Source organism: Cellulosimicrobium protaetiae (assembly GCF_009708005.2).
Lineage (GTDB): Bacteria > Actinomycetota > Actinomycetes > Actinomycetales > Cellulomonadaceae > Cellulosimicrobium > Cellulosimicrobium protaetiae.
Genome location: NZ_CP052757.1, coordinates 71715 through 96507 on the forward strand (window position 1 = coordinate 71715; position 24793 = coordinate 96507).

The 24793-nt window shown below is 74.5% G+C and carries 23 protein-coding genes; 6 read left to right on the forward strand and 17 right to left on the reverse strand.

The features are described from left to right. Genes FIC82_RS00295 through FIC82_RS00315 form a run of 5 tightly spaced genes read right to left on the reverse strand, consistent with a single transcriptional unit; the run spans window position 1 to window position 4176 of the window. Window positions 1-438 (reverse strand): GPW/gp25 family protein, encoded by a 438-nt coding sequence (locus FIC82_RS00295; RefSeq protein WP_168731346.1) that lies wholly within the window; start codon window positions 436-438, stop codon window positions 1-3. 47 nt (window positions 439-485) lie between these two features. Continuing rightward, window positions 486-2336, reverse strand: coding sequence for a VgrG-related protein (locus FIC82_RS00300; protein ID WP_168731347.1), 1851 nt, complete (start codon window positions 2334-2336; stop codon window positions 486-488). Beyond that, a complete protein-coding gene (locus FIC82_RS00305) occupies window positions 2326-3108 on the reverse strand; it encodes a CIS tube protein (RefSeq protein WP_154797117.1) in 783 nt (260 codons plus the stop codon). The genes FIC82_RS00300 and FIC82_RS00305 overlap by 11 nt, the downstream gene beginning before the upstream one ends. Before the next feature lie 7 nt (window positions 3109-3115). Beyond that, on the reverse strand, window positions 3116-3568 hold the full coding sequence (locus FIC82_RS00310) for a phage tail protein (protein ID WP_154797118.1): 453 nt from the start codon (window positions 3566-3568) through the stop codon (window positions 3116-3118). Continuing rightward, window positions 3565-4176 carry a hypothetical protein gene (locus tag FIC82_RS00315; protein ID WP_154797119.1) on the reverse strand — a complete coding sequence of 204 codons (612 nt, stop codon included), beginning with the start codon at window positions 4174-4176 and terminating at the stop codon, window positions 3565-3567. Before FIC82_RS00315 ends, FIC82_RS00310 begins: the two co-directional genes overlap by 4 nt. 1618 nt (window positions 4177-5794) lie before the next feature. Here FIC82_RS00315 and FIC82_RS00320 point away from each other — a divergent pair. Then, window positions 5795-6412 (forward strand): hypothetical protein, encoded by a 618-nt coding sequence (locus FIC82_RS00320; RefSeq protein ID WP_171445683.1) that lies wholly within the window; start codon window positions 5795-5797, stop codon window positions 6410-6412. 264 nt (window positions 6413-6676) lie between these two features. Here the strand turns inward: FIC82_RS00320 and FIC82_RS00325 are convergent, their stop codons facing one another. The 4 genes from FIC82_RS00325 to FIC82_RS00340 all read right to left on the reverse strand — a co-directional run bounded on the left by FIC82_RS00325 (window position 6677) and on the right by FIC82_RS00340 (window position 9367). Next, entirely contained in the window at window positions 6677-6835 is a 159-nt protein-coding gene (locus FIC82_RS00325; RefSeq protein ID WP_154797121.1) for a DUF6760 family protein, read from the reverse strand. Continuing rightward, window positions 6832-7290, reverse strand: a complete 459-nt coding sequence (locus tag FIC82_RS00330; RefSeq protein ID WP_253691302.1) for a hypothetical protein — start codon at window positions 7288-7290, stop codon at window positions 6832-6834. The genes FIC82_RS00325 and FIC82_RS00330 overlap by 4 nt, the downstream gene beginning before the upstream one ends. Beyond that, the gene (locus FIC82_RS00335) at window positions 7290-7736 is read right to left on the reverse strand and encodes a phage tail protein (RefSeq protein WP_154797122.1); all 447 of its coding nucleotides are present in this window, start codon (window positions 7734-7736) and stop codon (window positions 7290-7292) included. Before FIC82_RS00335 ends, FIC82_RS00330 begins: the two co-directional genes overlap by 1 nt. A gap of 65 nt (window positions 7737-7801) precedes the next feature. Beyond that, complete coding sequence (locus FIC82_RS00340) at window positions 7802-9367, reverse strand: phage tail sheath family protein (protein WP_154797123.1); 1566 nt, start codon at window positions 9365-9367, stop codon at window positions 7802-7804. Between the two features lie 181 nt (window positions 9368-9548). On the opposite strand from FIC82_RS00340, the gene FIC82_RS00345 reads away from it, so the two are divergent. Together FIC82_RS00345 and FIC82_RS00350 are read left to right on the forward strand one after the other, a co-directional pair. Continuing rightward, the gene (locus FIC82_RS00345; RefSeq protein WP_154797124.1) at window positions 9549-9788 is read left to right on the forward strand and encodes a type II toxin-antitoxin system Phd/YefM family antitoxin; all 240 of its coding nucleotides are present in this window, start codon (window positions 9549-9551) and stop codon (window positions 9786-9788) included. After that, the gene (locus tag FIC82_RS00350; RefSeq protein WP_216609949.1) at window positions 9785-10237 is read left to right on the forward strand and encodes a type II toxin-antitoxin system VapC family toxin; all 453 of its coding nucleotides are present in this window, start codon (window positions 9785-9787) and stop codon (window positions 10235-10237) included. The genes FIC82_RS00345 and FIC82_RS00350 overlap by 4 nt, the downstream gene beginning before the upstream one ends. A gap of 39 nt (window positions 10238-10276) precedes the next feature. Here the strand turns inward: FIC82_RS00350 and FIC82_RS00355 are convergent, their stop codons facing one another. From FIC82_RS00355 to FIC82_RS00380, 6 genes are all read right to left on the reverse strand, one after another. Beyond that, window positions 10277-11674 carry an eCIS core domain-containing protein gene (locus FIC82_RS00355; protein ID WP_253691304.1) on the reverse strand — a complete coding sequence of 466 codons (1398 nt, stop codon included), beginning with the start codon at window positions 11672-11674 and terminating at the stop codon, window positions 10277-10279. Window positions 11675-11799: 125 nt separating this feature from the next. Further along, a complete protein-coding gene (locus FIC82_RS00360) occupies window positions 11800-12777 on the reverse strand; it encodes a hypothetical protein (RefSeq protein WP_154797126.1) in 978 nt (325 codons plus the stop codon). A 107-nt stretch (window positions 12778-12884) separates the two neighbouring features. Then, window positions 12885-14933, reverse strand: a complete 2049-nt coding sequence (locus FIC82_RS00365) for an ATP-binding protein (protein ID WP_168731348.1) — start codon at window positions 14931-14933, stop codon at window positions 12885-12887. Beyond that, window positions 14930-15544 carry a Pvc16 family protein gene (locus tag FIC82_RS00370; RefSeq protein ID WP_154797127.1) on the reverse strand — a complete coding sequence of 205 codons (615 nt, stop codon included), beginning with the start codon at window positions 15542-15544 and terminating at the stop codon, window positions 14930-14932. The genes FIC82_RS00365 and FIC82_RS00370 overlap by 4 nt, the downstream gene beginning before the upstream one ends. A gap of 4 nt (window positions 15545-15548) precedes the next feature. Beyond that, window positions 15549-19454: a TolB-like translocation protein gene (locus tag FIC82_RS21230; protein ID WP_154797128.1), complete on the reverse strand. Its 3906-nt coding sequence runs from the start codon at window positions 19452-19454 to the stop codon at window positions 15549-15551. A 236-nt stretch (window positions 19455-19690) separates the two neighbouring features. Next, the gene (locus FIC82_RS00380; protein ID WP_154797129.1) at window positions 19691-20323 is read right to left on the reverse strand and encodes a LuxR C-terminal-related transcriptional regulator; all 633 of its coding nucleotides are present in this window, start codon (window positions 20321-20323) and stop codon (window positions 19691-19693) included. Between the two features lie 169 nt (window positions 20324-20492). Between FIC82_RS00380 and FIC82_RS00385 the strand changes: the two genes are divergently transcribed. From FIC82_RS00385 to FIC82_RS00395, 3 genes are read left to right on the forward strand one after another with little or no spacing between them, the layout of a single operon-like run. Next, window positions 20493-21833, forward strand: a complete 1341-nt coding sequence (locus FIC82_RS00385; RefSeq protein WP_154797130.1) for a COG1470 family protein — start codon at window positions 20493-20495, stop codon at window positions 21831-21833. Continuing rightward, entirely contained in the window at window positions 21833-22141 is a 309-nt protein-coding gene (locus FIC82_RS00390; protein ID WP_154797131.1) for a PAAR domain-containing protein, read from the forward strand. The genes FIC82_RS00385 and FIC82_RS00390 overlap by 1 nt, the downstream gene beginning before the upstream one ends. A 15-nt stretch (window positions 22142-22156) precedes the next feature. Then, window positions 22157-22546 carry a phage holin family protein gene (locus FIC82_RS00395; protein ID WP_154797132.1) on the forward strand — a complete coding sequence of 130 codons (390 nt, stop codon included), beginning with the start codon at window positions 22157-22159 and terminating at the stop codon, window positions 22544-22546. 66 nt (window positions 22547-22612) lie between these two features. Here FIC82_RS00395 and FIC82_RS00400 read toward each other — a convergent pair whose 3' ends face one another. Together FIC82_RS00400 and FIC82_RS00405 are read right to left on the reverse strand one after the other, a co-directional pair. Next, on the reverse strand, window positions 22613-24316 hold the full coding sequence (locus FIC82_RS00400; protein WP_154797133.1) for an esterase/lipase family protein: 1704 nt from the start codon (window positions 24314-24316) through the stop codon (window positions 22613-22615). Further along, complete coding sequence (locus tag FIC82_RS00405) at window positions 24313-24621, reverse strand: hypothetical protein (protein ID WP_154797134.1); 309 nt, start codon at window positions 24619-24621, stop codon at window positions 24313-24315. The genes FIC82_RS00400 and FIC82_RS00405 overlap by 4 nt, the downstream gene beginning before the upstream one ends. Window positions 24622-24793 lie beyond the last annotated feature (172 nt).

Sequence of the window (24793 nt, forward strand, 5' to 3'; positions counted from 1 at the left end):
TCAGGCACCTCCGGCCGTCGTCCCGGGCGCGACGTCGAGCGGGTGGTCGCGCGGGATGACGTAGAACGGGAACACGAGGTTGCGCGGGTCGTTCGTGCCGCGCAGCACGTACCGCAGGTCGATGTGGAGCACGCCCTGGTCGGCCTGGTCGAAGTGGACCAGCACGTCGTGCAGCTCGACGCGCGGCTCCCAGCGGTCGAGCGCGACCCGCACCGCGTACGCGATGTCGCCCGCCGTCCCGGCGTCCGCCGGGGCGAACACGTAGTCGTGGACGGTGCACCCGAACTCCGGGCGCATCGGGCGCTCGCCGGGCGCCGTCGCGAGGATCAGCCGGATGCTCTCCTCGATCTCCTGGGTGCGGCGCACGAGCGCGACCCGCCCCGTGCGGTCGGTGCGCAGCGGGAACCCGATCCCTGCGCCGACGAACTCCTCGCCCACGGCTCCTCCTCCCGGTCTGCTGCCCTGTCCGTCCCGCCCTGCGGGCGTCAGTTGATCTTCACGAGCGACCCCTTGACCGTCGTGACGCCCGCGGACGTCACCTCCGCCGTCGCGCTGCCGTCGAGGGTCGCGGTGGCGCCCTTCAGCGCGAGCTGGGCGTCGGCGCTGATCGCGACCTTCGGTGCCTTGAGCTCGATCGCGCTCGTGCCCTCGAGCGTCACCCGGGTGCCCTTGACCGTGACGTTCCCCGACGTCGACGTGCAGGTCACGTCCTTCGCGGCGGTGATCTCGACCGTGTCGTCCGCCGCGACCGTCACCGGGCCGGACGACCGGATCTCGACCGCGGCCTGCGGCTTCTGCACGAGCACGACCTGTTGCTTGCCGTCCTTGTCGGACACGACGAGCCGCACGTCGTCGGGGGTCTCGACGAACTGCACGTGCATCCCCGTGCGAGAGACGAGCGCGCGCCGCGTCACGGCGCCGTCGCCGTCGCCCACGTACGCCGCGACCCCGGCGGGCGCGGGCGGGCGGTCCTTGCGGTTGAACAGCCCGCCGAGCACGTACGGCTGGTCGAGGTCGCCCTCGGCGAACGCGACCAGCACCTCGTCCCCGACCTCGGGGAGCACGAACAGGCCGCGGTCCTTGCCCGCCCCGGGCTGCACGACGCGCGCCCACCACGTCTCGAGGCCGTCGTCGAGCACGGGGAGCTTCACCGTGACCCGCCCCAGCCCGTCGGGGTCCTTCACACCCGTCACCACGCCCGGCAGCAGGCCCGGCCACGGGTCCCCCGGGCCGGCGCCGCCCGCGAGCACGCCGTGGGTGGAGCGGTCGGACGCGTCCGAGACGGTCAGGTAGGTGCGGTATCCCAGGTCGGCCCCGATCTCGTGCCGTACCGCGCTGACGACGTAGCGCCCGTCGAACGGCTCGCCGCACCCGACGAGCGCGATCGGCCGCCCGACGTCGATCCGCGGGTTCCCGAGCACGGTCGCCTCGATTTCCGCGAAGCCGCTGCCGAGCCGGTCCGCGACCCCCTTCGCCCCCGCGCTCGCCTGCGCCGCGGTCGCGTACCGCGTGCTCGACACGACGAGCGCGGGCGCCGCGACCTTCGCGGCGAGGTCGCCGGGGGCGACGCCCGGTACCTGCGCCCCGCGGGCGGCGGCGCCCGCCCGGCCGACCACGGCCTGCTTCTCCTGCCGGTCCCATCCCCGGACCTCGACCCTCGGCACCTGGGAGGCGGCGGAGACCGTGGCCCGCAGCGCGAGGAGGTTCACGCCCTGCTCGACGACGAACGGGTCGCGCCGTGCGCTCGCGCCCGCCCCGGGCGCGCCGCTCGACTCGGGCGGGAGCCGGAAGTCGAGGCGCCCCTGCCGCACCCCGACCGTGGCCCCGTAGCGGTCGGCGAGCCGCACCAGCAGGTCCCAGTCGGAGATGTTCGGCTGCCACACGTGGTCGAGCACCTCCCCCACCGCGTCGACCGTCCCGACCGTGACGCCCGCGTCGCGCGCGACCTTGCGGACCACGTCGGACGGCGAGACGTTGACGAACGTCGCGGTGCGGCGTCGGCCCACGAGACGGTGCGCCCGGTCGTACCCCCGGACCGTCGTCCGCCGCCCGCCAGGGCCGAGGTCCGCCTCCAGCGACGTGACCTCGCCGGTGAGGAGCGCCGTCGGGCCGCCCGACCCGGCGAGCTGCACGGACAGGTCGACCGTCGACCCGACCCGGATGCCCGCCTTGTCGAGGACGGTCCCGTGCTCGTCCGACAGGTCGAGCACGAACACGGACGGGGCGTCGCGGCGCGCGTCGACGACGGCCGCCGTGAGCAGCGGTGCGACGTCCGCGGCGAGCTCGCGCCCGTCGACCCGGACGACGAGACGCGCGCTGTGCTCCTCACCCGGCACGGCGCACCTCCTGCGCCCGCCGCCCGACCGCGGGGTCGCGCAGGTCCTCCACCGACGGCAGCAGCACCCGGTCGCCCGGCCGCAGGCGGAACGGGTCGTCGATGCGGTTGGCCCGCGCGACCGCGCGCCACAGCGCCGGGTCTCCGTACTCCCCGTATGCGATGCCCGCGAGCGTCTCGCCGTGCACGACGACGTGCTCGCGGTGCGGGACCAGCCCGCCGGACGTCGGGTTCTGCCGCGGCGCCTCGCCCGCGATCTCCTCCAGCGTCACCGTGCACACGGCCCGGATCGGCAGCCCGCCCGACGTGAAGAGCGTGTACCGGACGTCGACGCTGCTCACGTAGGCGAGGAACCCCGTGAGGCTCCCCCACCGGAACAGCACCCACGGGGGCGAGTCCTTGTGCTGGTCGTGCGACGCCGACGTGGGGACGCAGCTCGCGAAGAGCTTGTCCGCGGCCTTGACGACGGCGTCGTCGTGCTCCTGCGACGCGTCGAGGAACATCTCGAGGCTGAGCCGCGACGGCTCGGGGCCCTGGAACTGCGGCGGGCTCGACCGCCGGTTGCCCGGGTTCGTCGGCCGCGTCCACGAGGCCGCCTTCTGCATCGACAGCTCCGTGGGGTTGAACTGGAACGCGATCCGCCCCAGCTCCGGACCCGGCTTCGCGAGCGAGCCGTCCTTCGACGGCTCGAACAGCAGCAGGTACGCGTGCTCGAGCTTCGAGCCGGAGCCCGGCCCCCCGGCCGCGGCGTCGAGACCCACCGGTGCGGTCATGGCCGGATCACCCCGCGGCCTTCGGCGGGACGAACCCGTGGTGCGCGATCTCGACGGACTCCACCACGACGTTCGAGTCCGTCGTCGACAGCGTCGGCCCCGACCACCGCACCGGGACCACGCCCATGAGGCCGAAGCGCGCGACCTCCGTCCCGGACGCCGTCATCGCGTCGATCGTGGCCGTCCCGAACCGGTAGCCGGACGTCACCATCGTCGTGAACCACTCCCCGATCCGGGCGCTGTCCCGGTTGAGCGGCCGCGTCAGGGTGATGTTCGGAAACCGCAGACGCGTCGGGAGCTGCCAGACCGACCCGTTGTTCCCGCCCTCCTCCCGCGTCTCGACCGTCACCTCGGCGCCGAGGCCCGAGCAGGAGCTGAAGAACCCGAGGTTCTTGTCGTCGAGCAGGATCCGGTACCGGATCCCGACGGCGAGCGTGGTCTCGTCGTGGATCGTGCTCATCGCGCCCACCTCCGGTCGATGCGCAGGCCCGTCCGCTCGCGGTCGACCAGCACCTCGTGCCGCAGGCGCCGCAGCAGCGGGCCCGTGAGCCGCCGCGCCAGGTCGTCGAGCTCCGGCTCGCTGAGCGCGCCCCGGGTCGCCGTTGCCGCGCCCGGAGTTCGCGCGGCAGCCGCCGTGACGGAGCCCGTCGCCGCGGCCGACGGCGGCGCGACCGGCACCGCGTCGTGCCCGCCGTTCTGCGCACCGTTCTGCGCACCGTTCTGCGCGGCGGTCTGCGCTCCGGTCGCGTGGACGGCCGGGGTGGGCACCTGCACGCCGGGCTGCGCTCGTCCGGTGCCCGACGCCGCGCCCACGGGGATGCCGATCGCCGCGCCGGGGCCCTGGGCCGGGCGCGGGGACGTCGCCAGCGGGGCGAGCAGCGGCACGGCCGACGACCCGACGACCGGTGCTGCGACGGGCGGCAGCGGCCCGACCGCGAGCGCCGCCGGTGCCTGGCCGGGGGCGAGAGCCGTGGTCGACGTGGCCGAGCCGGACCGGTGCCCCCCGAGTACCGGTCGGAGCCGCTGGGGCGCGCGCCACGCCGCACCGCGGACGGAATCACGCGCCACGACCGGACCCGCCGCGAGAGCCGTGGCGGAGGTCGCCACCGAAGCCGGCCGCCCCGGCGCCGGTGCCGGACCCAGGACCGCGAGGGACGACACCATGGCCTGAGCCGTGACCGTCGCGGGTGGTACCGCGAGAGACGGCGCCACTGCCCGGACCGGAGCCGTCGTGCGCGCCGGGGCCGGGGTCATGTCCGGGTCCGGGGCGGACCGCACCGCGACGACGCTGCCGACGGAGGGCGAAGACGCGATCGTCTGCACAGGCACAGGCATGGATGCGGACCGGAGAGCCGTCGGGAGCGCCGCCGCCACCTGCGCCGTCGCGGGAGCGAGCGCCGTCGCGGGCGGCCCGGCGATCGGGCGGACGGACGCGCCGAACCCTCCCGGCGAACCGGGGTGTTCGGGAGGGCTCGCGACGCCGAGGACCGGCGCGACGACACCGGGATCGTCGAGCCCGCTCGCGGAGCCGAGCGTCGGTGCGCCAGCAACGGGCTGGACGAGACCGTCCGGTCCGCCGAGGGTCGGTGCGGGCGGGCCGGGCAGTCTGCCCGGACTGGACGTCGGTCCGACGGCTCGCGCAACGACGGCCTCGGGTCGGGCAGCGCGCGCGACGGCCTGGGGTCCGGTGGTTCTCTCGACGGCGGCCCCCGGTCCGGTGTCGAGCGCCCCGAGACGCCCGGGTCGAGTGTCGCGCGGACCGAGGCGCCCGGGTCCGGCGGCTCGGGAGGTGGCGATGCCGGGGTCGACGGATCGCGAGACGCCGGAACCTGGCCCAGCCCTCCGGGGTGCTGCCGCTCCCGGGAGCGGACCGCGTCCCGTCGCCGGGGCCGACCCTCCGGCCGGTCGGTCGACCGGTGCGCCCGTGACGGTCGCCCGCGTGCCGAGGGCGCGGCCGGGGTCCGCACCCCCGCGAGAGCCGCTCGGAGCGTGCCAGGCCGGCGCGCCGTCGTCCGACGGTCCAGGAGCCAGGTGTCGCTGCACCGCGAGGGTCCCCGTGTCCCCGGAGTCGTTCGGCCCTCCCGCTGCGCTCCGGTCCGCCACAGGGTCGGGACGAGGACCGCTCCCGGTCGAGGACCGGGACTCGACGGCGGACCCGGAGACACGTGCGGCGGCTCCTTCGTCCTCCGACCGCGCGACCACCGGGAGCGGCCCTGCCGCACCCACCCGACCACCCGGCCCCGACCCAGCCGACACGGACGCCGAAACGGCCTGCCCGATCGCCGAGACGTGAGGATCGGCCCCGGAGTGCCCGGAACCCGGGGCCAGAACTCCCCTCTCGGCGCGTGCCACGTGCGGCGTACCGGTCGGGGCGTCCGACGGCGTCGGGACGGGGCGTCCCGGAGCTCCGGCGGCGAGGGGCGCGCCGAGGCCGAGCCGACGGGTCGCGGGCGGGGGCGACGACTCGAACGGGGGCGAGAGCGAAGACGCGGGCGAGTGCGAGGGCGAGGGCGAGGGAGGGCTGACGGGCGAGGGCAGAACGGTCCCCGGGGCCGTCGCTGGGCGGCTCGGGGACGACGCGACATCGTCGGTGACGCGCTGGACCAGCGGCGCCGCGATCACCGGGAGGACGGTTCCGCCCTCAGCGCCCGCGGACGGCACCGGGACCGGCCCTGCCCCTCGAATCGTGCGCTCCGACAGCGGTTCGCTCGGCGGGGTCGCCGCGACCGGTGGAACAGGGTCCGACGGGGAGACGGAGCCCGGCCGCACCGGGACCGACGGAACACCCGGGACCGGTACGCCGGCGGACCGAGCGGCGAGCGGCGCGGCGGGCGAGTCGATCCCGGCCGACCGTGCGGGGGCCGGGCCGGTCCCGACGGAAAGTGCGGAGGCCGCGCCCGTCCCCGTCGATCGCGCGGGTTCTGAGCCCGTCCCGGTGACCGCTGCGGTGCGCGCGACGGTCAGCAGGACCCCGGTCGCACTCGTCGCCGCGGTCCCCGACGTGCTCCCCGGGGAGACCCGGGGTGCGAGGTCGGGCAGGTTCTCCGGCCGGGCACCGGGGGCGACGGCAGGGACGACGCCACCACCGCCGTCGGGCAGTGCCCCGGGCGCCGGGGCGACGGCGCGGGCGACCACGACCGCGCTGCGCACGGGGACGGCTCTCGCCGAGGTGGACGCGCTCGTGAAGCGGCCCGCGGGTGCTGGGCCCGCCGGGACGGGGAGCCCCGCGACGTCAGGCGCGGCCGGGGTCAGCAACGACAGCTCGTCGGCCGCCGCGACGGTGACCCGCTGGACGTGGCGGTGACCGTCGCCGTCGACCACGCCCGCGGGTGCGCGGGGGTCGACCGCGTGGCTCATCGCCCCGAGGAAGCGGGGGCTCGTCCACGCGGCGAGGCGCTCCGGGAACGTGCGGGGCGCCGTCGTCAGCGCGATCTCCCCGACCGTGCGCTGCAGGGGCGGGACGAACGCCCAGCCGACGGGCGGCGTCGTCGTCCCCCGCCCGGGACCCGGCGCGGGCGGCCCGGCCTCGTCCGCGGACGCCCGGCGGCGCTGCCACGGCCAGCGCACGTCACCCTCCCTCGGACAGGCGCGTGTTGATCTTCGCGATCTCCCGCACGTACCGCTGCCGCGCCCCGTGCTCGAGGTCGAGGATGTCGTCGGGCGCCCAGTGGAAGTGGTAGGCCACGTACGCGATCTCCTCGTACAGCCGGTCGGTCGCGTACGTCACGATTCCCCCAGGCGGCCACCGGCGAGGTCGATCGTGAACCGGTGCTCGCACTCGGGGCACGTCACCGCGGCCAGCGCGTGCCCCTCCGCGTTGACGCGGCGGTAGAAGTCCTGGAGGAACGCGACGTCGGACGCGAACATGTTCTCCACCACGCTGGTCGACACGCTCGACAACGAGCCCAGCGACGTGATGACCCGGCTCAGCAGGACGACGGTGGTGAAGGCCGCGTTCTCCTGGACGCGTGAGTCGTACAGCGGCAGGAGCTCGTCCCGCGCCGTCGCGAGCCGCATCGTGCCGCGCGTGTGCCGCACGCCGTCCGCGTCGACGTACCCGCGGGGCAGCTCGAAGTCGAACTCCGTCCGCAGCGGCTCGGGCCCGACCCGGCCCGGCACACCGCGGCCCTCCTGGTCCCCGCGGTCGCGGTCCAGGGTGTCGAGGGCCGGGCCGCGCTGCATCAGCCGACCTGCATCTCGTCGTACGCGACGGTGAACTTCTCCGTCGCGGGCTCGGTCGCGCCCGCCTTCATCGCGGAGACCTCGACGCTCGACACCCAGCAGTTCGTGAAGTTGTACGTCTGCAGCTTCGTGCCCGCGTAGTCGAGGAACTGGACCGACGCCGTCTTGCGCGACCCCTTCACGTCACCCTGCATGACCGTCTTGAGCCAGTCGGAGATGGTCTTGCTGTCCGTGAGGCCGCGCGTCACGGTGAACTCGCCCGCCTTCGGCCGGCCCATGAGCTGCCGGATCACGTACTTGCCGTCGGACGTCTGCTGCTTGTGCTCGATCTTCTCGACCTCGGCCTTGATGCCGCTGACCTCGATGACCTTCGGGACCTGGATCCCGTCGATCGTCACGATGAAGGCGTTCGCGGTCGAGGAGTCGAGGGCGTCGGGGAGAGGCATGGTGCGCTCCTTCTGTCAGGTGAGGAACCGGTGTGCGTGGGTGCCGGTCGGCGGCCGCTCGGCCGCTACTCGGCGACGAGGCTCGTGCCGCCCGAGAACTGGGACAGCTGGAAGATCACGAACTCCGCCGGCTTGACCGGCGCGATCCCGACCTGGCACACGACCTGCCCCGCGTCGATCCCCTCCGCGGGGTTCGTCTCCTCGTCGCACTTGACGAAGAACGCCTCCTCCGCCGTGAGTCCGAACAGGGCGCCCTTGCGCCACTCGTTGACGAGGAAGCTCGCGATCGTGCGGCGGATGCGCGCCCACAGCGCCGGGTCGTTGGGCTCGAACACGACCCACTGCGTCCCCAGGAGGATCGACTCCTCGATGTAGTTGAACAGCCGCCGCACGTTGACGTACCGCCAGGCCGGGTCGGACGAGAGCGTCCGCGCACCCCACACCCGCACGCCCCGGCCGGGGAACGTCCGGATGCAGTTCACGCCCACCGGGTTCAGCAGGTCGTTCTCCGCGCGCGTGATCGTCGTCGCGAGCGTGATCGCGCCGCGCACCACCTCGTTCGCCGGCGCCTTGTGCACGCCGCGCTCGCCGTCGTTGCGCGCCCACAGCCCGGCCACGTGACCCGACGGCGGCACGAACACGTTGCTGCCCGACAGCGGGTCGAAGATCTTCACGTACGGCCAGTACAGGGTCGCGTACCTCGAGTCGTAGCCCGCGCCGTCCGTGCGCCACTCCTTCACCTGCTGCGCGTTCAGCCCCGGCGGCGGGTCGAGGATCGCCATGCGGTCCCCCATGAGCTCGCAGTGCGCGATCATCGCGAGCTGCACCGCCTGGAACGTCTCCAGGTCGATCGCGCCCTGCTCGAGCGCGGCCACGAGGTCCGGGACGGCGACGATCGTCACGTCGTCGACCGCCTCCAGGCCGCTGAAGCCCGTGCGGTCCGCCGAGTCGCCGATGTAGTCGTCCGCGCTCAGGTCGGCCGTCGACGGGGGCAGCGGCTCCGGCTCCGGGACGACGAGCTCGACCGTCCCCTTCTCCGGGCGCATGAGCGCGCTGCCCTGGGCCACCTCCTCCAGGAGGATGACCTTCGACTCCTGCTTGACCTTCGTCGCGACGTTGTCCGCGCCCCGCTTCGTCGTCACGTTGTCGAACGACTCCGCCTCCTTGCCGTCGACCTTGACGACGAGGCGGAACTGGTCGTCCGACGGCGAGTCCCCGCCGGCGTCCGCGACCTCGACCGAGATCTTCTTCGGCTTCCCCGACGACGCGCCGTCGAGCGCCGTCACCCGGTAGCCGCCCAGGGCCGCCTCCGGCGGGCCTGCTGCGATCGCCTTCGGGGTGTTCTTGCCGCGGCCGGACGTCGGGGCCGCCCCGCCGACCCGCACCACGTAGCAGTTGCCGCCGCCGTTGAGGAAGTACCCGTACACCGCGTGCGCGAGGTACGAGCCGGCCACGAAGTCACCGAACGTCTGCGAGAACTGGGACCAGTTCGACACCAGGGTCGGCTCGTTCACCGGCCCCTTCGCCGCGAGACCGACGAACGCCGCGACCGACGTGCCGACCCCCTCGATGGGCCGCGAGCCGGCCTCGACCTCTTCCACGTACACGCCGGGCGAGAGATACGTCGTCATGTCGTCGTCGCCTCCTAGGGAACACGCTGGTGAGGACCAGCGTGGCCCGGCGACGACCGCGTGCTCAGGGCCGGACGGCTACCTGCCGGGGCAGAGGGTGCTGCCCGATCGGGCCGACGCTCTCGTCCAGGTTCGAGAGCCGCACCATCAGGCCCCGTATCACCGGTGATACGCTTACCCCATGACCGAGACCGTTTCCGTGCGAGAGCTCAGGAACCACGGCGGACGTGTTCTGGATGACGTCGCCCGTGGGCACGCCGTGACGGTCACGCGCGACGGCGAGCCGGTCGCCGAGCTCCGACCGGCAGCGCGTCGTGGACTCGGTGCCGCCGAGCTCATCGCGCGTCGACAGCACCTGCCCGACGTGGATCCAGCGGCGCTCCGCACCGACGTCGACTCCGTCGTCGACATGTCGCTGTGACCGCCGCGGATCCACGGCGGCGCACTCGACCGGCCCAAGGGCTGATCGACACCAACGTCGTGATCCTGCTCAAGCACCTCGACGCGACCGAGCTGCCTGACGAGCCACTGGTCAGCGCGGTCACGATTGCCGAGCTCTCCGCCGGCCCGCACCTGACCGACGACCCGCACGAGCGCGCCGCGCGGCAGGCTCATCTGCAGCAGGCCGAGGCGGACTTCGAGTCGATCCCGTTCGACACCCAGGCGGCACGCGCGTTCGGACGGGTTGCGGCCGACCTCCGGCGTGCCGGGCGCAAGAGCACCGCTCAGGCGCTCGACGCACTCATCGCGGCGACCGCCGTCGCCCACGGCCTTCCCGTGTACACGACCAACGCCGCCGACTTCACCGGGATCGAGAACCTCGATGTGCGCACCGTGGCGCGGCCGCGGACAGACCTCCCCGACGGCTGAGGCACGGACGACGGTGATCGGGGCCCTGCTCGCCGCGAGTCATGCGAAATGGAAGACGAAGAGCGATTCACTCACGTCGATCGTCGCTCCGGTGATCGCCTTGATTGCCAGGAGCGCTCCCTGCTGGAGGACCAGGTGCAGCGCGGCAGCGCCGTTCGCGCTTCCCAGCATGGCGTAGAACAGGTCGCGATGCTGGGCCTCCGTCGAGAACGGCCCGACCTCGGCGCGGGCCGAACGCCCGTACCACGACCTTGCGTACCCCAGCACGACAACTCCGTCGTTCGACACGACCGCTTCCCGTCGCAGCTCTTTCGGGGCAGCCTCAGAGAACATGGCGCGATACGCGGCGAACAACAGGTCGTTGAGTCGGATCTTCTTTCCAGGGCCTTCCCCGTGCTTGTTGTTCGTCGCCACCATCCCTGCGGGACCAACTCGACCCTCGTACTTCCCCGAGTACGCGCCCTCGAATCGCCCGGATCCGCGCGCGTTGGACGGAGCCTCGACCTTGTGGACCAGGGACAAGGAAAAGTCGAACTCACCGTCCTTCGCCGGAGTGAACTTTATTGCTTCGACCATCTCGGGAGGCAGAGTGCCCCGATTTTCCCCGCCGGAGCTCATAGCGAGCAGTTTGCCGTGTCTGAGAAGTCCTGTTTCTACCAGCACAGAGAGGGCCGGCACATTTCCTTGGATTGTGCGCCGCATATCAGGGTCTACCTTCGCCCAAGCCTCCCCCTCCGGCGCCTTTTTGAGGATCGCCACCCTCTTCGCGCGCTCCTCCAAGTCCGCAAAGTTTCTGAAGGTGTACGTTTCCTCCGATGAATGCCAGGCGCGCGCATCCTCTTCCCATGGTTCGTTTCCGAGCTTCGCCAGCCGATGACTGTCGTCCTGCGCGGTGAACGCGACGGTTCTCTGGATCGCGCGTCCTGAGATCCGCCCTCCGGAGAGAACGGTGTCCGCCATCCGCACCGGTACACGCATCACGCGCGCGGCGGTCGCCTCGGCCTCGCGTTCGAACCGGTCACCGGGGTCGGAGATGCTCACGCCGTCGCCGGTCGGCGTGCCGGAGACCGGGCCGCTGCGCTGCTGCACGACATGGGTCAGCTCATGGGCGAGCATCGTGCGACCGGCCGTCGACGTCGTATCGAACTTCCCAGCGCCGAACACCACGTCCCTCCCCACCGTGTAGGCGTGCGCCCCGACGGTTGCGGCGGACGACGCGGCGGTGCCGCCGGTGTGGACGCGCACGTCCGAGAAGTCCGCGCCGAGGCGGGACTCCATGTCTTCGCGCACGTCCGGAGCGAGGGGCGAGCCGCCACCGCGCCCGACGACGTCGAGCACAGGTGACCGGGCGCCGTCGAGGACGCGTTGCAGAGCCTCGTTGCCGAGGTGCCGTTGCAGCGCCGCGACGTCCTCGACGCCGAGTGCTCCGACGTCCACGGTGGCGAGAGTCGCGGCACCGTTCGCCGGACCATTGTCCGTGGTTCGGAGGTCTGGCGGCCCGACAGCCCGGCCGGGCAGGCGCGGGCGCGCTTCGTGGTGGGCGTCGGGCTTGTGTTCGCGTGTCATTGCGTCGTCTCCTTGGAGCTCGCGCCGACCTTCTTCCGTCCCACTCCCCCGGTGCGGCCGAGGATCTCCTCGGGCACGACCTCGTCGATCCGTGCCGCGGTGCGGAAGTCGGAGGCGTCCCGAAAGTAGTAGTCGACGAGCCCCGGGGCGTCGATCCCGGTCCACGCCATTACCTCGCGGATCTCGGTGACGTTCTTCGCGTAGAACTCGCCCGACTTCTCCTTCTTCAGCGCCATGAGCACCAGCGTCGTGACGAGTTCCGTCGCACCCTCGACGAGCCCCGGCCACCCCCGGGCGTCGCCGTCGCCCACGTGCTTGTCCCAGCCCGCTCCCGAGAGGATGTGCAGGGCCTCGTGGATGGCGTGATGTGGCTGGACCACGCCGGCGCGCAGGTTGAGGTGTCGTGGCGCGCCGTAGCGTTCCGCGAACGCGAGGGCGCGCCAGCTCCCCATGACGATCTGGAGCGTCCGGGTGTCGGTGACCTGGACCCCGGGGATGGCCAGCCACTCGGCCAGTCGCAGCCGTGCGAACTCGGCCGAGCCGACGACACGGACCCGGCCGACGAGGGCGGTCACGAGGCGGCCACGTGCGGACTGCGGGAGCCAGCTCACGCCGGCGAGGTCTCGGAGCAGCTCGACCTCCACGGCTCGGCGGTACGCGTCCGGGTCTCGACGCTGCCGGTCCAGTTCGGCCGCGGCGTCGCGGATCTGTCCCTCGAGCTGGAGGTAGTGCCGGGCGTCCGTCTCGACCGTCGCGAGGTCCTTCGCCGCGTCGAGGACCTCCCGGGCCGGGACCGTTCGGCCGAGCACCTCGGACAGGACGCGAGGAAAGTCGAGCACGATCGCGCGCTGGACGTCTTCGGGCAGCGTCTTCACCTCCGCCACCGTCACCGCCCGCTGCACGACGGCACCCGCGGTGGGCGCGAGCGCCCGTGACACCCCCGCGTTGCCCACGTCGTGCTGGAACGCGGTCACCGCGGCGAGGTGCCGCGGACTTTCGTGCCCGTGCGTCGTCGCGTGGCGTGGTGTGCTCGCGGGCGCCTGACGCGGCGAGGCGGGGCGGGGGCGTTCGTCGTGCTCGGTCATCGCTCCACCAGCTCCCAGTACGGTCCGAACTCGGACGGCTGGGTGAGCCGGCCGAGCTTGCGGTGCTCGCGGTGCACCGCGGTGACGAGGTGCCGCATCTCGACGACGCCGGAGCCGGCGGCGGCGAGGTAGGCGGCGGTGACGGCGGCGGAGCGGATGGCCCCGCCGGCGAGCTCGAAGGCCTTGGCGCAGAAGTCGAGGTCGAGGTCGTCCCCGCGCGGGACCGCGGGACCGAGGCACCGGTCCCACAGGAGGCGGCGCGCGGCGTCGTCGGGCACGGGGAAGTCGACGACGACGTCGAGGCGGCGCGTGAACGCCTCGTCGATGTTGGCGCGCAGGTTGGTGGAGAGGATCACGAGCCCGTCGAACGTCTCCAGTCGCTGCAGCAGGTAGGCGCTCTCGATGTTGGCGTAGCGGTCGTGGGCGTCCTTCACCTCGGAGCGGCGGCCGAACACGGCGTCGGCCTCGTCGAACAGGAGGACTGCGTTCACGCCCGCGGCGCCGGCGAAGATGCGTTCGAGGTTCTTCTCCGTCTCGCCCACGTACTTGTCGACGACGGCAGCGAGGTCGACGACGTACAGGTCGAGGCCGAGGTCGTGCGCGACGACCTCGGCGGACATGGTCTTGCCTGTCCCGGACCCGCCCGCGAACAGGGCGGCGACGCCGCGACCGCGCGCGCCGCCGGGCCGCATGCCCCACTCGCCGAGGACGCGGTCGCGGTGCCGGGCGCGCTGCGACACCTCGCGCAGGGTCCGCAGCGGGGCGTCGGCGAGCACGAGGTCGTCCCACCCGACGGCGGGTTCGACGCGCCGCGCGAGGCGGTCGAGGCCGGTCCCGTTCTCGGCGCGCGCGCCACGTCGCACGTCGTCGGCGGTCACGCGGCCGTCGGGCCGCAGCACCGCCTGCGCGACGGCGGACCGCGCCGCCCGCGCGACCTGCTCGGGCCGCAGCCGGAACGGTGCGGTGACGGCGCCGACGTCGACCCCGGACCCGGGTAGCCCGAGCGCCACGGACCAGAGGGTGGTGCGCTGTGTCGTGGTGGTGGCCGGCTCGTCCACGAGCAGCGGCGCGGCACCGGCCCAGGCCGGGTCCCAGGCGCGCTCGCCCACGAGGACGGTGACGCCGGGGTCGCCGGTCAGCGCCTCGACCGCGCCGGGGGTGTCGCACACCGCGTCGACCGGCTCCGCGACGAGCGCGGCCCCGCGCAACGTCGCCTCCAGGACCGCGGCGCGGACGGTCGCCACAGGGTCCGCGCCCGCGCGTCGCAGGTCCAGCCCCACGACCTCCCTCGCGGGGCTTCCGTGCGCGAGCGCCGCAGCCGCCGACGACGCCGCCGCGCCCCCCGCGGGCTGACGGACGTGCACGAGCCGCACCCCGGCGTCGAGCACGGCACGCAGCCGCGCGGTCCCGCCGGTCTCGACGGGCACCGGGTCGGTGAGCGCGTCCGCGAGCGCCGGGTCGGGCGTGTCGTCGCCGAGCAGGTGCGCGACGACACGGTCCGGCACGCGCAGCGCTCGCCCGGGCAGGGGCCGGTCGCCGTCCTCGACGACGACGAGGCCGAGGTCGACGAGTGGCCCGTGCGTCACGCGGTGCCGCGCCGACGCGGACGTGAGCGACACCCCGCACAGCGCGAACCCCGTCGCGACGGACGGGCGGCGGCGCGACACGTCGTCGTTGAGGTAGCCGAAGAGCTGCTCGAACCGGTGGTCGATCTCCCCGGCAAGCGCGACGACGAGCAGCCCGGTGTCGAGGTCGGTGAGGTCGGCGGACCGCGCGAGCGCGCGCAGCCGCACCGTCTCGCCCGCCCTCTCCGCGGCATGAGCCGCGGCCTCGACCCGGGCGGCGAGGTCGGCGGCGACGTCGGGGTCGGCGGCGGGGCGCGGCCCGGCGAGCAGGTGGTCCACGGCCGCGTCGGTCAGGTAGAGGCCGCGGAACGGGTCGTCCGCGGCGGGGTCGCCGACCCGGCGGCGGGTGACGAGTTCGCGCACCTGCTCCTCGAGGACGGCGAGCCGTCCGGCGAGGTGCGCGACGCTCGCCGCGGTCACGACGGCCTCCGGTGCCGCCGACGCCGCGGGTCCGCACCGCCGTCGGGCAGGGTGCTGCTCGCGGCGAGCAGGAGCTCGTCGCGCACGGGCGGCCCGACCTCCGGCCGCTCGGGACGCAGCAGCGGGGCGGTGACGGCGACCTCGACGGAGGGCTTGAGCTCGCCGCCGAGCGACGACCACACGTCGGTGACGCTCCGGTCCTCCGCGGGCGGCATGCCGACGGTCACCGGCACGGGGCCGCCGACCTCCGCGAGCGACCCCACGACGTGCTCCGCGGGCAGCGCGTCCAGGCCGATGAGCGCGGCGAGCACGCGATCGAGCAACCGGTGCTCGTCCTCGGGGCGCTGCGTCCAGGCGGTCACGAGGTAGGACAGCCGGAAGTGCCGCGGCGGTTCGACGCGCGCGACGACCGTGCCGTCCGTGCCGCGGCGGTCGACCAGCCCGTGCGCGCGACGCTTCACGTCCTCGCGCACGTCGTACAGGTAGACGTCGACCGTCGGGGCGTTGCGGCGGGCCGCCCAGTCCTTCGTGGGCGCGTCGAACGCGACGTCGATCTCGCCCAGCGCACCCCGCACGAGCGCGCGCAGCGCGTCGTCCACCTCGGTGATCATCGCGTCATCCCCTCTCCAGGAAGTCGGGCGCGCCGAGGTTCGGCGTCACGACGAGCATCGGGACGTCGAGCTCGCACCAGGCCGGGCCGAGCGTCACCGCCTCGGGCGGCTGCTCTCCCGGGGCCGGTCCGCGCGCGGGGTCGTCGAGGCACGGCGGCGCGACCGGCACGCCGTCGGCCCCCTCGGGGACGTCGACCTCGCGCGGGAACCCGGCGTCGAGCAGCGGGAGCAGGTCCGTCGCGGGGCCGCTCGTGACGCGCAGCCAGCGTTCCCCGCGCAGGTCGTTCGCCACCACGACGACGGGCACGCTCAGCCTGCCGTCGGTGTTCGTCCGGTACGGGCCGGGCGCCGTCGTGATCCCCGCCGACCACGTCAGGTAGACCTCGGCGTCGGGCGGGAAGTCCTCCCCGTACGCGAGCACGACCTTGCCCGGCCGGAGCACCTCGGGCAGGAGGCGCACCCAGGGCTGCAGCACCTCCAGGCCCGCGGAGCCCTCCGCGGTCAGGGGTTCGAGGACCGGCACGGGCGCGGCGAGGTCGCTCGCCCCGCCGGGCGTCGTGGCGAGGCCGGCGAGGCCCGACGGCGCGTCGGGGCCCAGGCCCGGCCCGTCGCGTCCCGTGACGCTCGCCGTGACCGCGCCCATGCCCGCCGGGCCCACGACGTCGAGCGTCGAGACGACGGCGGTCTCGCCCCCGGGCGCGAGGTCCGCCAGCGGGCAGGTCCCCCACGCGCCGCGGCAGTCGTCGGTCGTCGCCACCCCCGGGCTCTCGGCAGCGGCTGCGTCGCCCGGCGGTGCGCCCTCGCCGTCGGCGTTCGGCGGGGCGGGAGCCGACGGGGCGGCGGTCGGCGTCGTGCCGGGCGGGTAGGTGGTGGCGAGGACGAGACCGCTCGCCGTCGTCCCGCCCGTGTTGCGGACCGTCACGACGACCTCGACCTCGGCGCCACCCACCCACGCGCGCGGCTGCGACACCTCGACCGTCACCGCGAGCGCCGCCGGAGTCCCGTCGCCGTCGTCGGGCGCGAGCGCCGTGATCCGGGCCGTCGCGGAGTTGTCCTCGACGTCGTCCTCTGCGCCCGGGTTGACGACGACTGCGGTGACGTCGAGCGCGCCCGCCGCAGTCGCGGCCACGGGCAGCGTGACGGCGACCCGGTCTCCCGGCACGAGGGTGGTGGTCCCCGGGCGGCACGTCACCAGGGTCGTGCCCGCGCCCGCGCCCGGCTCGGCCGCGCAGCCGGTCGGCAGGTCACCGGCGCGCAGCCCCGCGGGCAGCCCGACGACGACGTCCGGCGTGGCGGGGACGCGGCCGGGGTTCGTCACGGTCACCGTGACCGTCGAGGCCACGCCCACGGCGAGCCGCGCCGGTGCCGCGGAGACGGCGACCGCCAGGTCCCCCACGGGCTGGAGGTCGGGCTCGGTCAGGGGTTCGGTGCGGTCGACCACCGTGCGCAGACCGGTCCCGTCCGCGGCGGCCACCGTGTAGAGGTTCCGGTCCGCGGGCCGCCCCACGGGCTGCCCGCTGAAGACGACCCGGGTCCCGTCCGCCGACCACGCGGGGCCGTCGGAGAGCTCGATCTCGTCGCGGCTCGGGGTCGGGCCGGGCTCCGGGTCCGGCGTCGGCGGGGCGGACGGGTCGGGTGCCGGACCCACCGGGGGCTGGGTCGTGCGGACCAGGGCGTCGGCGTCCGTGCCCGTGAGCGCCCGCACGCCGACGACGCGCGGCACCTCCCGGTTCGGGTCCGCGTCGTCGGCCGGCTCGACGTCGAGGATCGCGATCCCTCCCGGCGCCACCTCGACCCCACCGACGCTGAGGTGGGTGACGGCGATCCTCGTCCCGTCCGGCGACCACGCGGGCTCGCGCGCGAGGACCGGCTGGCGGAACACCTCGCACCGGTCCTGCTCGCTGGGCCGGACGCAGTCGTCCACGACGTCCACCGCCAGCGGTTCCCACGTCCCGGTGTCGACGTGGAGCGCGGAGAGCGACGGCGTCACCTCGTCCCCCTCCATCCCCGCCTCGGCGACGACCCACCGCCCGTCCGGGGACCACGACGGATGCAGGGGCTCCCACGTGCCGACGCCGTCGTCGACCGTCCAGCCCTGCTGCCCGTCACCCACGTCGACCCACCCCACGCCGACCCGCTCGGCGGACCCTGAGACCGACGAGTACGCGACCCGTGACCCATCCGGCGACCAGTCCGGGTTGGCCGCGCCGTACGGCACCTCCGGCTCCAGGGACGTGAGCGTGCGCGTCGCCGGGTCGACCACCACGACGTCGCCGAGCTCGACCTCCGGGGGTGGATCGGACGCCGACGGCAGGCCGGAGGCGAACGCGAGCCGGGTGCCGTCCGGTGCGTACGCGGGGGCGCGGTCGTCCGGGCGGTCCTCGCCCGAGGGCGTGAGGACGCGGACGTCCGAACCGTCCGCCGTACGCGCGTCCGCGACCGCACCCGTCCGCTGCGTGACGCGCAGCCGCGCCGCTGCCGGGGTCGCGCTCTCGGCGTCCGTCACGGTCACCCACGCGGGGTGCGACGCCCCGTGCGGCGCCGGCACCGGCCACGCGTCGGCCACGACAGGGGCCTCGAAGCCGTCGAGGAACGCCACCCACACCTGGGCGACGCCCGTCTCTTCGTCGACGACCGTCCAGGCCAGCAGGACGCCCTCGTTCCCGGAACCGAGGTCGACGAGATGGGCCGCGGGCTCGCTCCCCACCACCGGGACGCCTGGATCGAGGTCCACGCACTGCGACGACTGCTCCCCCCAGTTCGGGCACCACGGGTACCGGACGGTGGGCACCGGCGTCAGGTCGTCGCCCGGGTCCCAGTCGGCGTCGAGCGTGAGCGTCGCGATCGACCCCTCGGCACGGAACCGTGTCGTCGTGAAGATCACCAGCACGGTCCGGTCCTGGGTCAGCGCCGTCGGCATCGTGTCGGCACCGGGGTCGTCCGTGAGACGCGCGACCGGGCTCGTGGCCACGGGACCACCGGGACAAGGCGTCGGGGTCGGGGTCGGGGTCGGGGTCGGGGTCGGGCTCGGCTTCGTGCCCCCGTCGTCGTGCCCACCCCGCCGCTGCGACTGCCCGGACGCAGGCTCGGAGGCCGTCCCGGACGCCGGTCCTGACGCGTTCGCGGGGCACTCGGCGTCCGGGTCGAGCGCGACGGCGTAGAGATCGCCGCGCGGGTCGTCCCGGGTCGAGGAGAAGACGAGCACGGTGCCGTCGCGGGCCCACGCGGGCGACGTCTCGTCCGACGTCGGTCCCGGGACGGGCGACACCACGTCGTCTCCCGCGCACCGTTCGCCCACCGGTGCGACGACGACCTCCCAGTCCCCCGAGACGTCCGTCGCGTACGCGACGAGCGTGAGGTCGGGCGAGAGCACCGGGTGCGACTCCTGCGCGAGGTCGCACGTCACCGGGACGACGTCCCAGGTGGGCGGCCCGCCGTCGGGATCCTCCGCGGGGCGGCGGACCTCGACGTCGGTCCGGCCGTCCTCGTCCCTCGTGACGACGGCGTACGCCGCCTCGGTGTCGCGTGGCGCGGGCACCGGGGACGGCTCGCTCTCGTGCAGGCTCGTCCCGGGGACGCGGACCGGAGGGGTCACGCTCGCCTCGTAGGGGAGATCGTCCGGGGGTGTCTCCGGCTCCTCCGGGAACGTGATCTCGACGTCTGCCAGCGCGTCGCGGCCGAGCGTGAACGCGACGCGCGGATCGGCGGCGAGCGCCGTGGGCAGGCCCGCGGGATGGGTCGCGGCGGTCGGGAGCACATCGGTCGCGAGCACGTCGGTCGGGAGCATGTCGGTCGGGAGCACGGAGGGCTGCAGGCCCGCGGCCCCACCGGGCACCGGCAGCCCGACCGCGGCGGCCATGACGACGCACGCCACGACCGACGACGCGGCGACGACCCGGACCCGGTCCACGTCCACCTCCCGTCGCGCGGCACGGCACGGACGCGCCCCGACCGCCCTTCCACGCTCGCGGACGGCACGCCCGGTCCGCAGCGGAATCGGACCCGCCGATCGCGCACCGACCCGTGCCCGAAGGGGCAGATCGGCCCTCTCCCGAGAGAGCGCCCCCGGGACCGAGGACAGCGTCGCCCAGCACCTCCTCTGGGCTCCCGGTGCAGGAGGTCGCTATCCCGCGAGGCCCTCCTGGCTCAGATGAGGCCCTCGCGCAGCGCATACGCGACGGCGTGGACCCGGTTGCGCAGCTGGAGTCGGGACGTGATGTCGTGCAGGACGTTCTTCACCGTGCGCTCCGAGTAGGCGAGGTGGCGGGCGACCTCCGCCGTGTCGCAGCCGTCCGCGATGAGACGCAGCACCTCCACCTCGCGGGCCGCGAGGCCGGAGAACGTCAGCCCGCGGGGCTGCAGCACCTGGCGCTGCAGCGACCCCACCTGGTCGAGGAGCCGGCCCAGCAGGTCGGGCGGCAGGCTCCCCTCGCCCGTCGCCGCGCCACGGATCACCGCGACCAGCCGCTCCGGCGTCGCGTCCGACCGCCGGACCATCCCCACCACGCCCGCCTCGACCGCGGTGACGACGTCCCGGTCGTCGAGGTGCCCCGCGACGAGGACCACCCGCCCCGCGCCCTGCCGGTGGGCCGCCCGCACGAACCGCAGCGCGTCGTCGTCGAGCCTGTCCGCGACGACGACCGTCACCTCCGCGTCGGCCGCGCGCTCGTCACGCCCCTGCACCCGCACCTCGGGCCGGGGCCGGAGCGCGCCGACCACCCCGCCCTCCGAGATCGGGTCCTGCGCCGTCACCGCAACCGTGATCCGTCCCGTGCTCATGGCTCCCCCGCCCGTCGTCCGCCGTGACCCGGGCCTCGTCGCCCGGACGACCAGTGTCCGCAGGTCGCTCACCGGGCACTCATCAAGGACTCAACGGGCACGAGGTCTGCCCGGACGGACGCCCGGCCGCCGCTGCCCACCCCGCGCCGGTCTCCCTAGCGTCTGTGGCATGGGGACGTTGGCGACGGTGGAGGCGCAGGGGATCGAGCTGAACCCGGGCGAGGAGGTCAGCGTGCCGCTGACGGTCCGGAACACCGGGACGATCGTCGAGGCGTACCGGTTCGAGGTGCTGGGCGTCCCCGCCGGGTGGACGACGATCGAGCCCGCGAGCGTCGACGGCCTCTACCCGCAGACCGCCACCACGGCGTCCGTGACCTTCCGTCCGCCGCGCAGCGCCGAGGTCCCCGCCGGGCCCCTCGACTTCGGCATCCGTGTCGTCCCGCTGGAGCACCCGGACGACGCCGTCGTCCCGGAGGGCGTGGTCGAGGTCCTCCCGTTCCTCGACACGACCGCCGAGCTCGTCCCCCGCACCACGCACGGACGCCGTTCCGGGCGTCACCAGGTCGCCGTCGACAACCGCGGGAACACTCCCGTGTCCGTCCTGCTGGCGTGCGCCGACGGGACCGACGAGCTGACGTTCCGCGTACCGGACTCCCACCTCGTCGTGGACCCCGGGACGGCCCGGTTCGCGTCGGTCCGGGTCCGCCCGCGCGACACGGCCTGGCGCGGGCCGGACAAGACGATGCCGTTCGTCGTCCAGGTCGCCGCCGAGAACACGGTGCCCGTCACCCTGGACGGCACGTTCGTGCGGACAGCGATCCTGCCGAGGTGGTTCCTCAAGGCGCTGCTCGCCCTCCTCGCCCTGGTCGCGCTCCTCGCGGTCCTGTGGTTCACGCTCCTCAAGCCGACGATCACCTCGGCAGCCCAGGCCGCGGTGCGTGACGACATCGCCGAGGCCGAGGAGGCGGCGCAGGCCGCCCAGCAGGCAGCCCAGCAGGCGGCGTCCGCGGCGCAGCAGGCCGCGGGCGACGCCTCGGACGCGAAGGTCGCCGCGACCGAGGCCGGGACGACGCTCGCCGACACCGAGGAGGCGGTCGCGGGCTTCGTCCCCCCGTCGGGGACGTCCGTGCCCGTGCGGCAGCGGCTCGACGCGGCGCCCGCCGCCGGTGAGACCGAGGAGGTCCCGTTCGAGGTCCCCGAGGGCGCGACCCTGACGATCGACGACGTCATCCTCAGCAACCCGCAGGGCGACTTCGGCCGCCTGCTCATCTCCCAGGACGACGAGGTGATCCTCGACTTCGCGCTCGAGAACTTCCGCGACCTCGACTACCACTTCCAGTCGCCCATCAGCCTGGAGGCAGGCACGGAACTCGTCATGGCGGTCACGTGCCGCCAGCCCGGCGCGCCCCTGGGCCAGGACCCGCCGCCGGACGCGTGCGACACGTCGATGTACTTCGGCGGCACGCTCTTCACCCCGGACGAGGCCGCCGCCCCGGCCTCCGCCCCCTGATGCCCACGGGTCCGGCAGCCTGCGCCGGCGACCAGGTCGTGTGCCCGCTCGTCGACGGGGTCACGCCGCACGTCGGCGGACCGATCACCCCGGCGGCGTGCGTCCCGACCGTCCTCGTGGGCAACCGCCCCGCCGCGGTCGCCAACGGGCTCGGGGTCGTGTGCGCGTCCCCCGCCCCCAACGGCATCGCCGTCGGCAGCGCGACCGTGCTCGTCGGCGGGCTCCCCGCCGCGCGCGTCGGCGACACGGCCGTCCACGGCGGGAACGTCGTCGGACCGGGCTGTCCCACGGTGATCGTCGGCGGTTGATGATTGGATGGCGGCATGAGCTTCGTCGTCCGCGTCCTCGTCACCGGCCTCGCGATCTGGCTCACGAGCCTGTTCATCGACGAGCACTTCCAGATCGTCGGCTCCGACACCGCCGGCGGGCAGGTCGTCATCATCCTCGTGGTGGCGCTGCTCTACTCGCTGGTGAACGCCGTCATCAAGCCGATCGTGCAGATCCTGTCCATCCCGCTCTACATCCTCACGCTGGGCCTGTTCTCGCTCGTCGTGAACGCGCTGATGCTCATGCTCACCGCGTGGATCACCGAGCAGACGGACTGGGGCATCCGCATCATCGGCGGGTTCTGGTGGGCCCTGCTCGCGGCGCTGATCATCGGCCTCATCAACTTCGCCGTCTCGGCCGTAGTGCCGAAGGCGCAGGAGCGCTGACCGGGACCACGTCCGACCGACACGGCACCGTCCGCCACGGCCGCCGATCGCGACGGCCACCGGCCGTCACCGCGACTCGCCGTCGCCCGTACCGTCGCCCGCGCCGTCCGGGCCCGGCGCGGTGAGGTCGCCGGCACCGGGGCCGCCGGTCGCCGGGAACCCCGGCAGCGCCGGTAGCCCGGGCGACGGCGGCGCCGGCGACGGCACCCCGGGCAGCGGGACGCCGGGCGCGCCCGGGAACGGCGTGCCCGGTAACCACGGCGGCGTGAGCGACCGTGGGATCGCCACGTCGCCGATGCAGAACGTGGTGTCCGGGTCGGGCACCAGTCGCGCCTCGTAGACCAGCGGCTCGTCGGCCTCCCCGTCGAGCAGCGCCTCGAACCCGGTGAGGTGCTCCTCCAGCCCCCGGTCGCCCACCTCGACCGCGGCGTCCAGGACCTCCTGGTGGAAGGGCACGCTGTGCGGCCACTCGGCCGTCGGCCCGCCGCCCGGTGCCACGAAGGCCCCCGTGACCGTGACCTGGTCCGCCGTCGCACGGTTCTCCGCGCCGTCGGTGTCGGAGATCCCCTCCCCCTGGGTCTCGAGGTGCGTGCCCTTGACACCAGGAGGGAGGTCGTGGCCGCCGATGGGCGACCCGGCCGTCACGACGTGCCGCACGTTGTAGGTGCCGACCGTCGCCGCCGCGACCGTCGACGCGATAATTCCCCCCTGGCTGTGCCCTACGAGCACGACGTCGTCGTCCGGAGCGATCCCGGCCTGCCGCATCGCGTCCATCACGGCACGTGCGCTGTCGGCCTGCGCCCGCACCGCCGGGTCGTCGTCCATGAGCTGGTAGTTGGACGTCATGTTGAAGACCGACCTGAGGTTGAAGGGCTGCGTTCCGGGGATCGCGACGACCCACGTGGGCGTGCCGTCGTCCTTGACGATCCTCTGGATGCTGAGCGTGGAGTCAGTCTTGAGTGCCTCCACCGCTCCCAGCGCGGACCGCACGTCCGTGGGGGTCGGCAGGTCGTAGGTCGGGTCGACGAGGCGGACCTCGGGGTCCCGCAGGAACCGGTCGCGCAGGGGCTGCAGCAGCCCGCGCAGCACCGACGCTCCGTTGCCCACCGTGGGCATCTGGTACCACGGGCGGTCCACGTCGAAGACGCCGATCGCACGGCTCAGCGCGCGGATCGTGGCGGGGTGCAGGGACTGCCCCGAGGTGATGAACGGGTACACGGAAGGTCGGCCCTGCTTGAGCGAGACCCAGGCCCCGACCGTCCCCATGGCCAGGAGGGAAGCGACCCCGGCGACTGCCGCCCCGACCGGGCTCAGACCCCCCGCGACCAGGAGCGCGATGTCCTGCCACAGGGCAGTCGCGGCGGCGTCCGCGTCGTCGTACACACGCACGGCCTGGTGCAGTCGCGCTGCGAGGAGTCGCAGTCCTTGCTCCTGCTGCTCCGCGACCCCGATCGCGAGGTCGAACGCCTCGAGCGCGGCGGCGCGCGCGGCACGCACCTCGGCCGACCAGAACGGCGTGGCGTGGACGTCCCAGCCCGTGGTGGCCCGGAGCGGGGCGGGACCCGCGAGGCGGCCCCCGAACGAGGTGGGGCTGGCGGTCACGACGTCCACCGACTCTCGCGCGTCCCGGAGCGCCGCGAGGCTCCCGGCGACGAGGTCCGCTCGCGCACCCAGCGCGACCGCCTGCGCGACGACCGCCGCCGTCTCGACGGCGGTCGCTTCCGCGCCACCGCGCACCACGACCACGGGCGCCGGGCCGGGACCGCTCATGCCAGGCCCGCCGCGGCCTCGGCCTCGATCCGCGCGAGGTCGGCCTCGGCCCGCACCGTGAGCGCGTCGAGCCGCACGAGGCAGCTGTCGAGGAGCATGTCGAGCCGCAGCAGCCCGCTCCGGCGCTCGGACGCGGCGTCGTCGTACGACGCGCGGGCGTGGCCCGCCCACGGCAGGTCGGGCGCGACGAGCGCGGCGCCCGCCCGGGCGACGTCGTCGAGCGCGGACAGCACCTGGGAGCGAGCGGCGGTGACGGCGAAGGGGGCGGCGACGCACGGCGGGGGCGGCGGAGGCGACGAGGACATGGCGGGGACCGTACGCACGCCGCTCCCCCGGACGCGGCGATCCCGTCCGCCGCTGTGGACGGACGCCCTGGAGGGTGGCCCTGGGGACGGCCACGAACCGCGCGACGCCACGGGTCGTCCGCCCGCACCGGACCCCAGGCCGGATCAGCGTGCCCGGACTACGGGAGGCGCG

Excerpts from the sequence above, each read along its gene's own strand:
- FIC82_RS00380 (WP_154797129.1), bottom strand. The coding sequence starts at position 20,323 with ATGAGCACGGGACGGATCACGGTTGCGGTGACGGCGCAGGACCCGATC.
- FIC82_RS00390 (WP_154797131.1), top strand. The coding sequence starts at position 21,833 with ATGCCCACGGGTCCGGCAGCCTGCGCCGGCGACCAGGTCGTGTGCCCG.
- FIC82_RS00330 (WP_253691302.1), bottom strand. The coding sequence starts at position 7,290 with ATGCAGCGCGGCCCGGCCCTCGACACCCTGGACCGCGACCGCGGGGAC.
- FIC82_RS00340 (WP_154797123.1), bottom strand. The coding sequence starts at position 9,367 with ATGACGACGTATCTCTCGCCCGGCGTGTACGTGGAAGAGGTCGAGGCC.
- FIC82_RS00335 (WP_154797122.1), bottom strand. The coding sequence starts at position 7,736 with ATGCCTCTCCCCGACGCCCTCGACTCCTCGACCGCGAACGCCTTCATC.
- FIC82_RS00400 (WP_154797133.1), bottom strand. The coding sequence starts at position 24,316 with ATGAGCGGTCCCGGCCCGGCGCCCGTGGTCGTGGTGCGCGGTGGCGCG.
- FIC82_RS00385 (WP_154797130.1), top strand. The coding sequence starts at position 20,493 with ATGGGGACGTTGGCGACGGTGGAGGCGCAGGGGATCGAGCTGAACCCG.
- FIC82_RS00395 (WP_154797132.1), top strand. The coding sequence starts at position 22,157 with ATGAGCTTCGTCGTCCGCGTCCTCGTCACCGGCCTCGCGATCTGGCTC.
- FIC82_RS00305 (WP_154797117.1), bottom strand. The coding sequence starts at position 3,108 with ATGACCGCACCGGTGGGTCTCGACGCCGCGGCCGGGGGGCCGGGCTCC.
- FIC82_RS00310 (WP_154797118.1), bottom strand. The coding sequence starts at position 3,568 with ATGAGCACGATCCACGACGAGACCACGCTCGCCGTCGGGATCCGGTAC.
- FIC82_RS00345 (WP_154797124.1), top strand. The coding sequence starts at position 9,549 with ATGACCGAGACCGTTTCCGTGCGAGAGCTCAGGAACCACGGCGGACGT.
- FIC82_RS00370 (WP_154797127.1), bottom strand. The coding sequence starts at position 15,544 with ATGATCACCGAGGTGGACGACGCGCTGCGCGCGCTCGTGCGGGGTGCG.
- FIC82_RS00405 (WP_154797134.1), bottom strand. The coding sequence starts at position 24,621 with ATGTCCTCGTCGCCTCCGCCGCCCCCGCCGTGCGTCGCCGCCCCCTTC.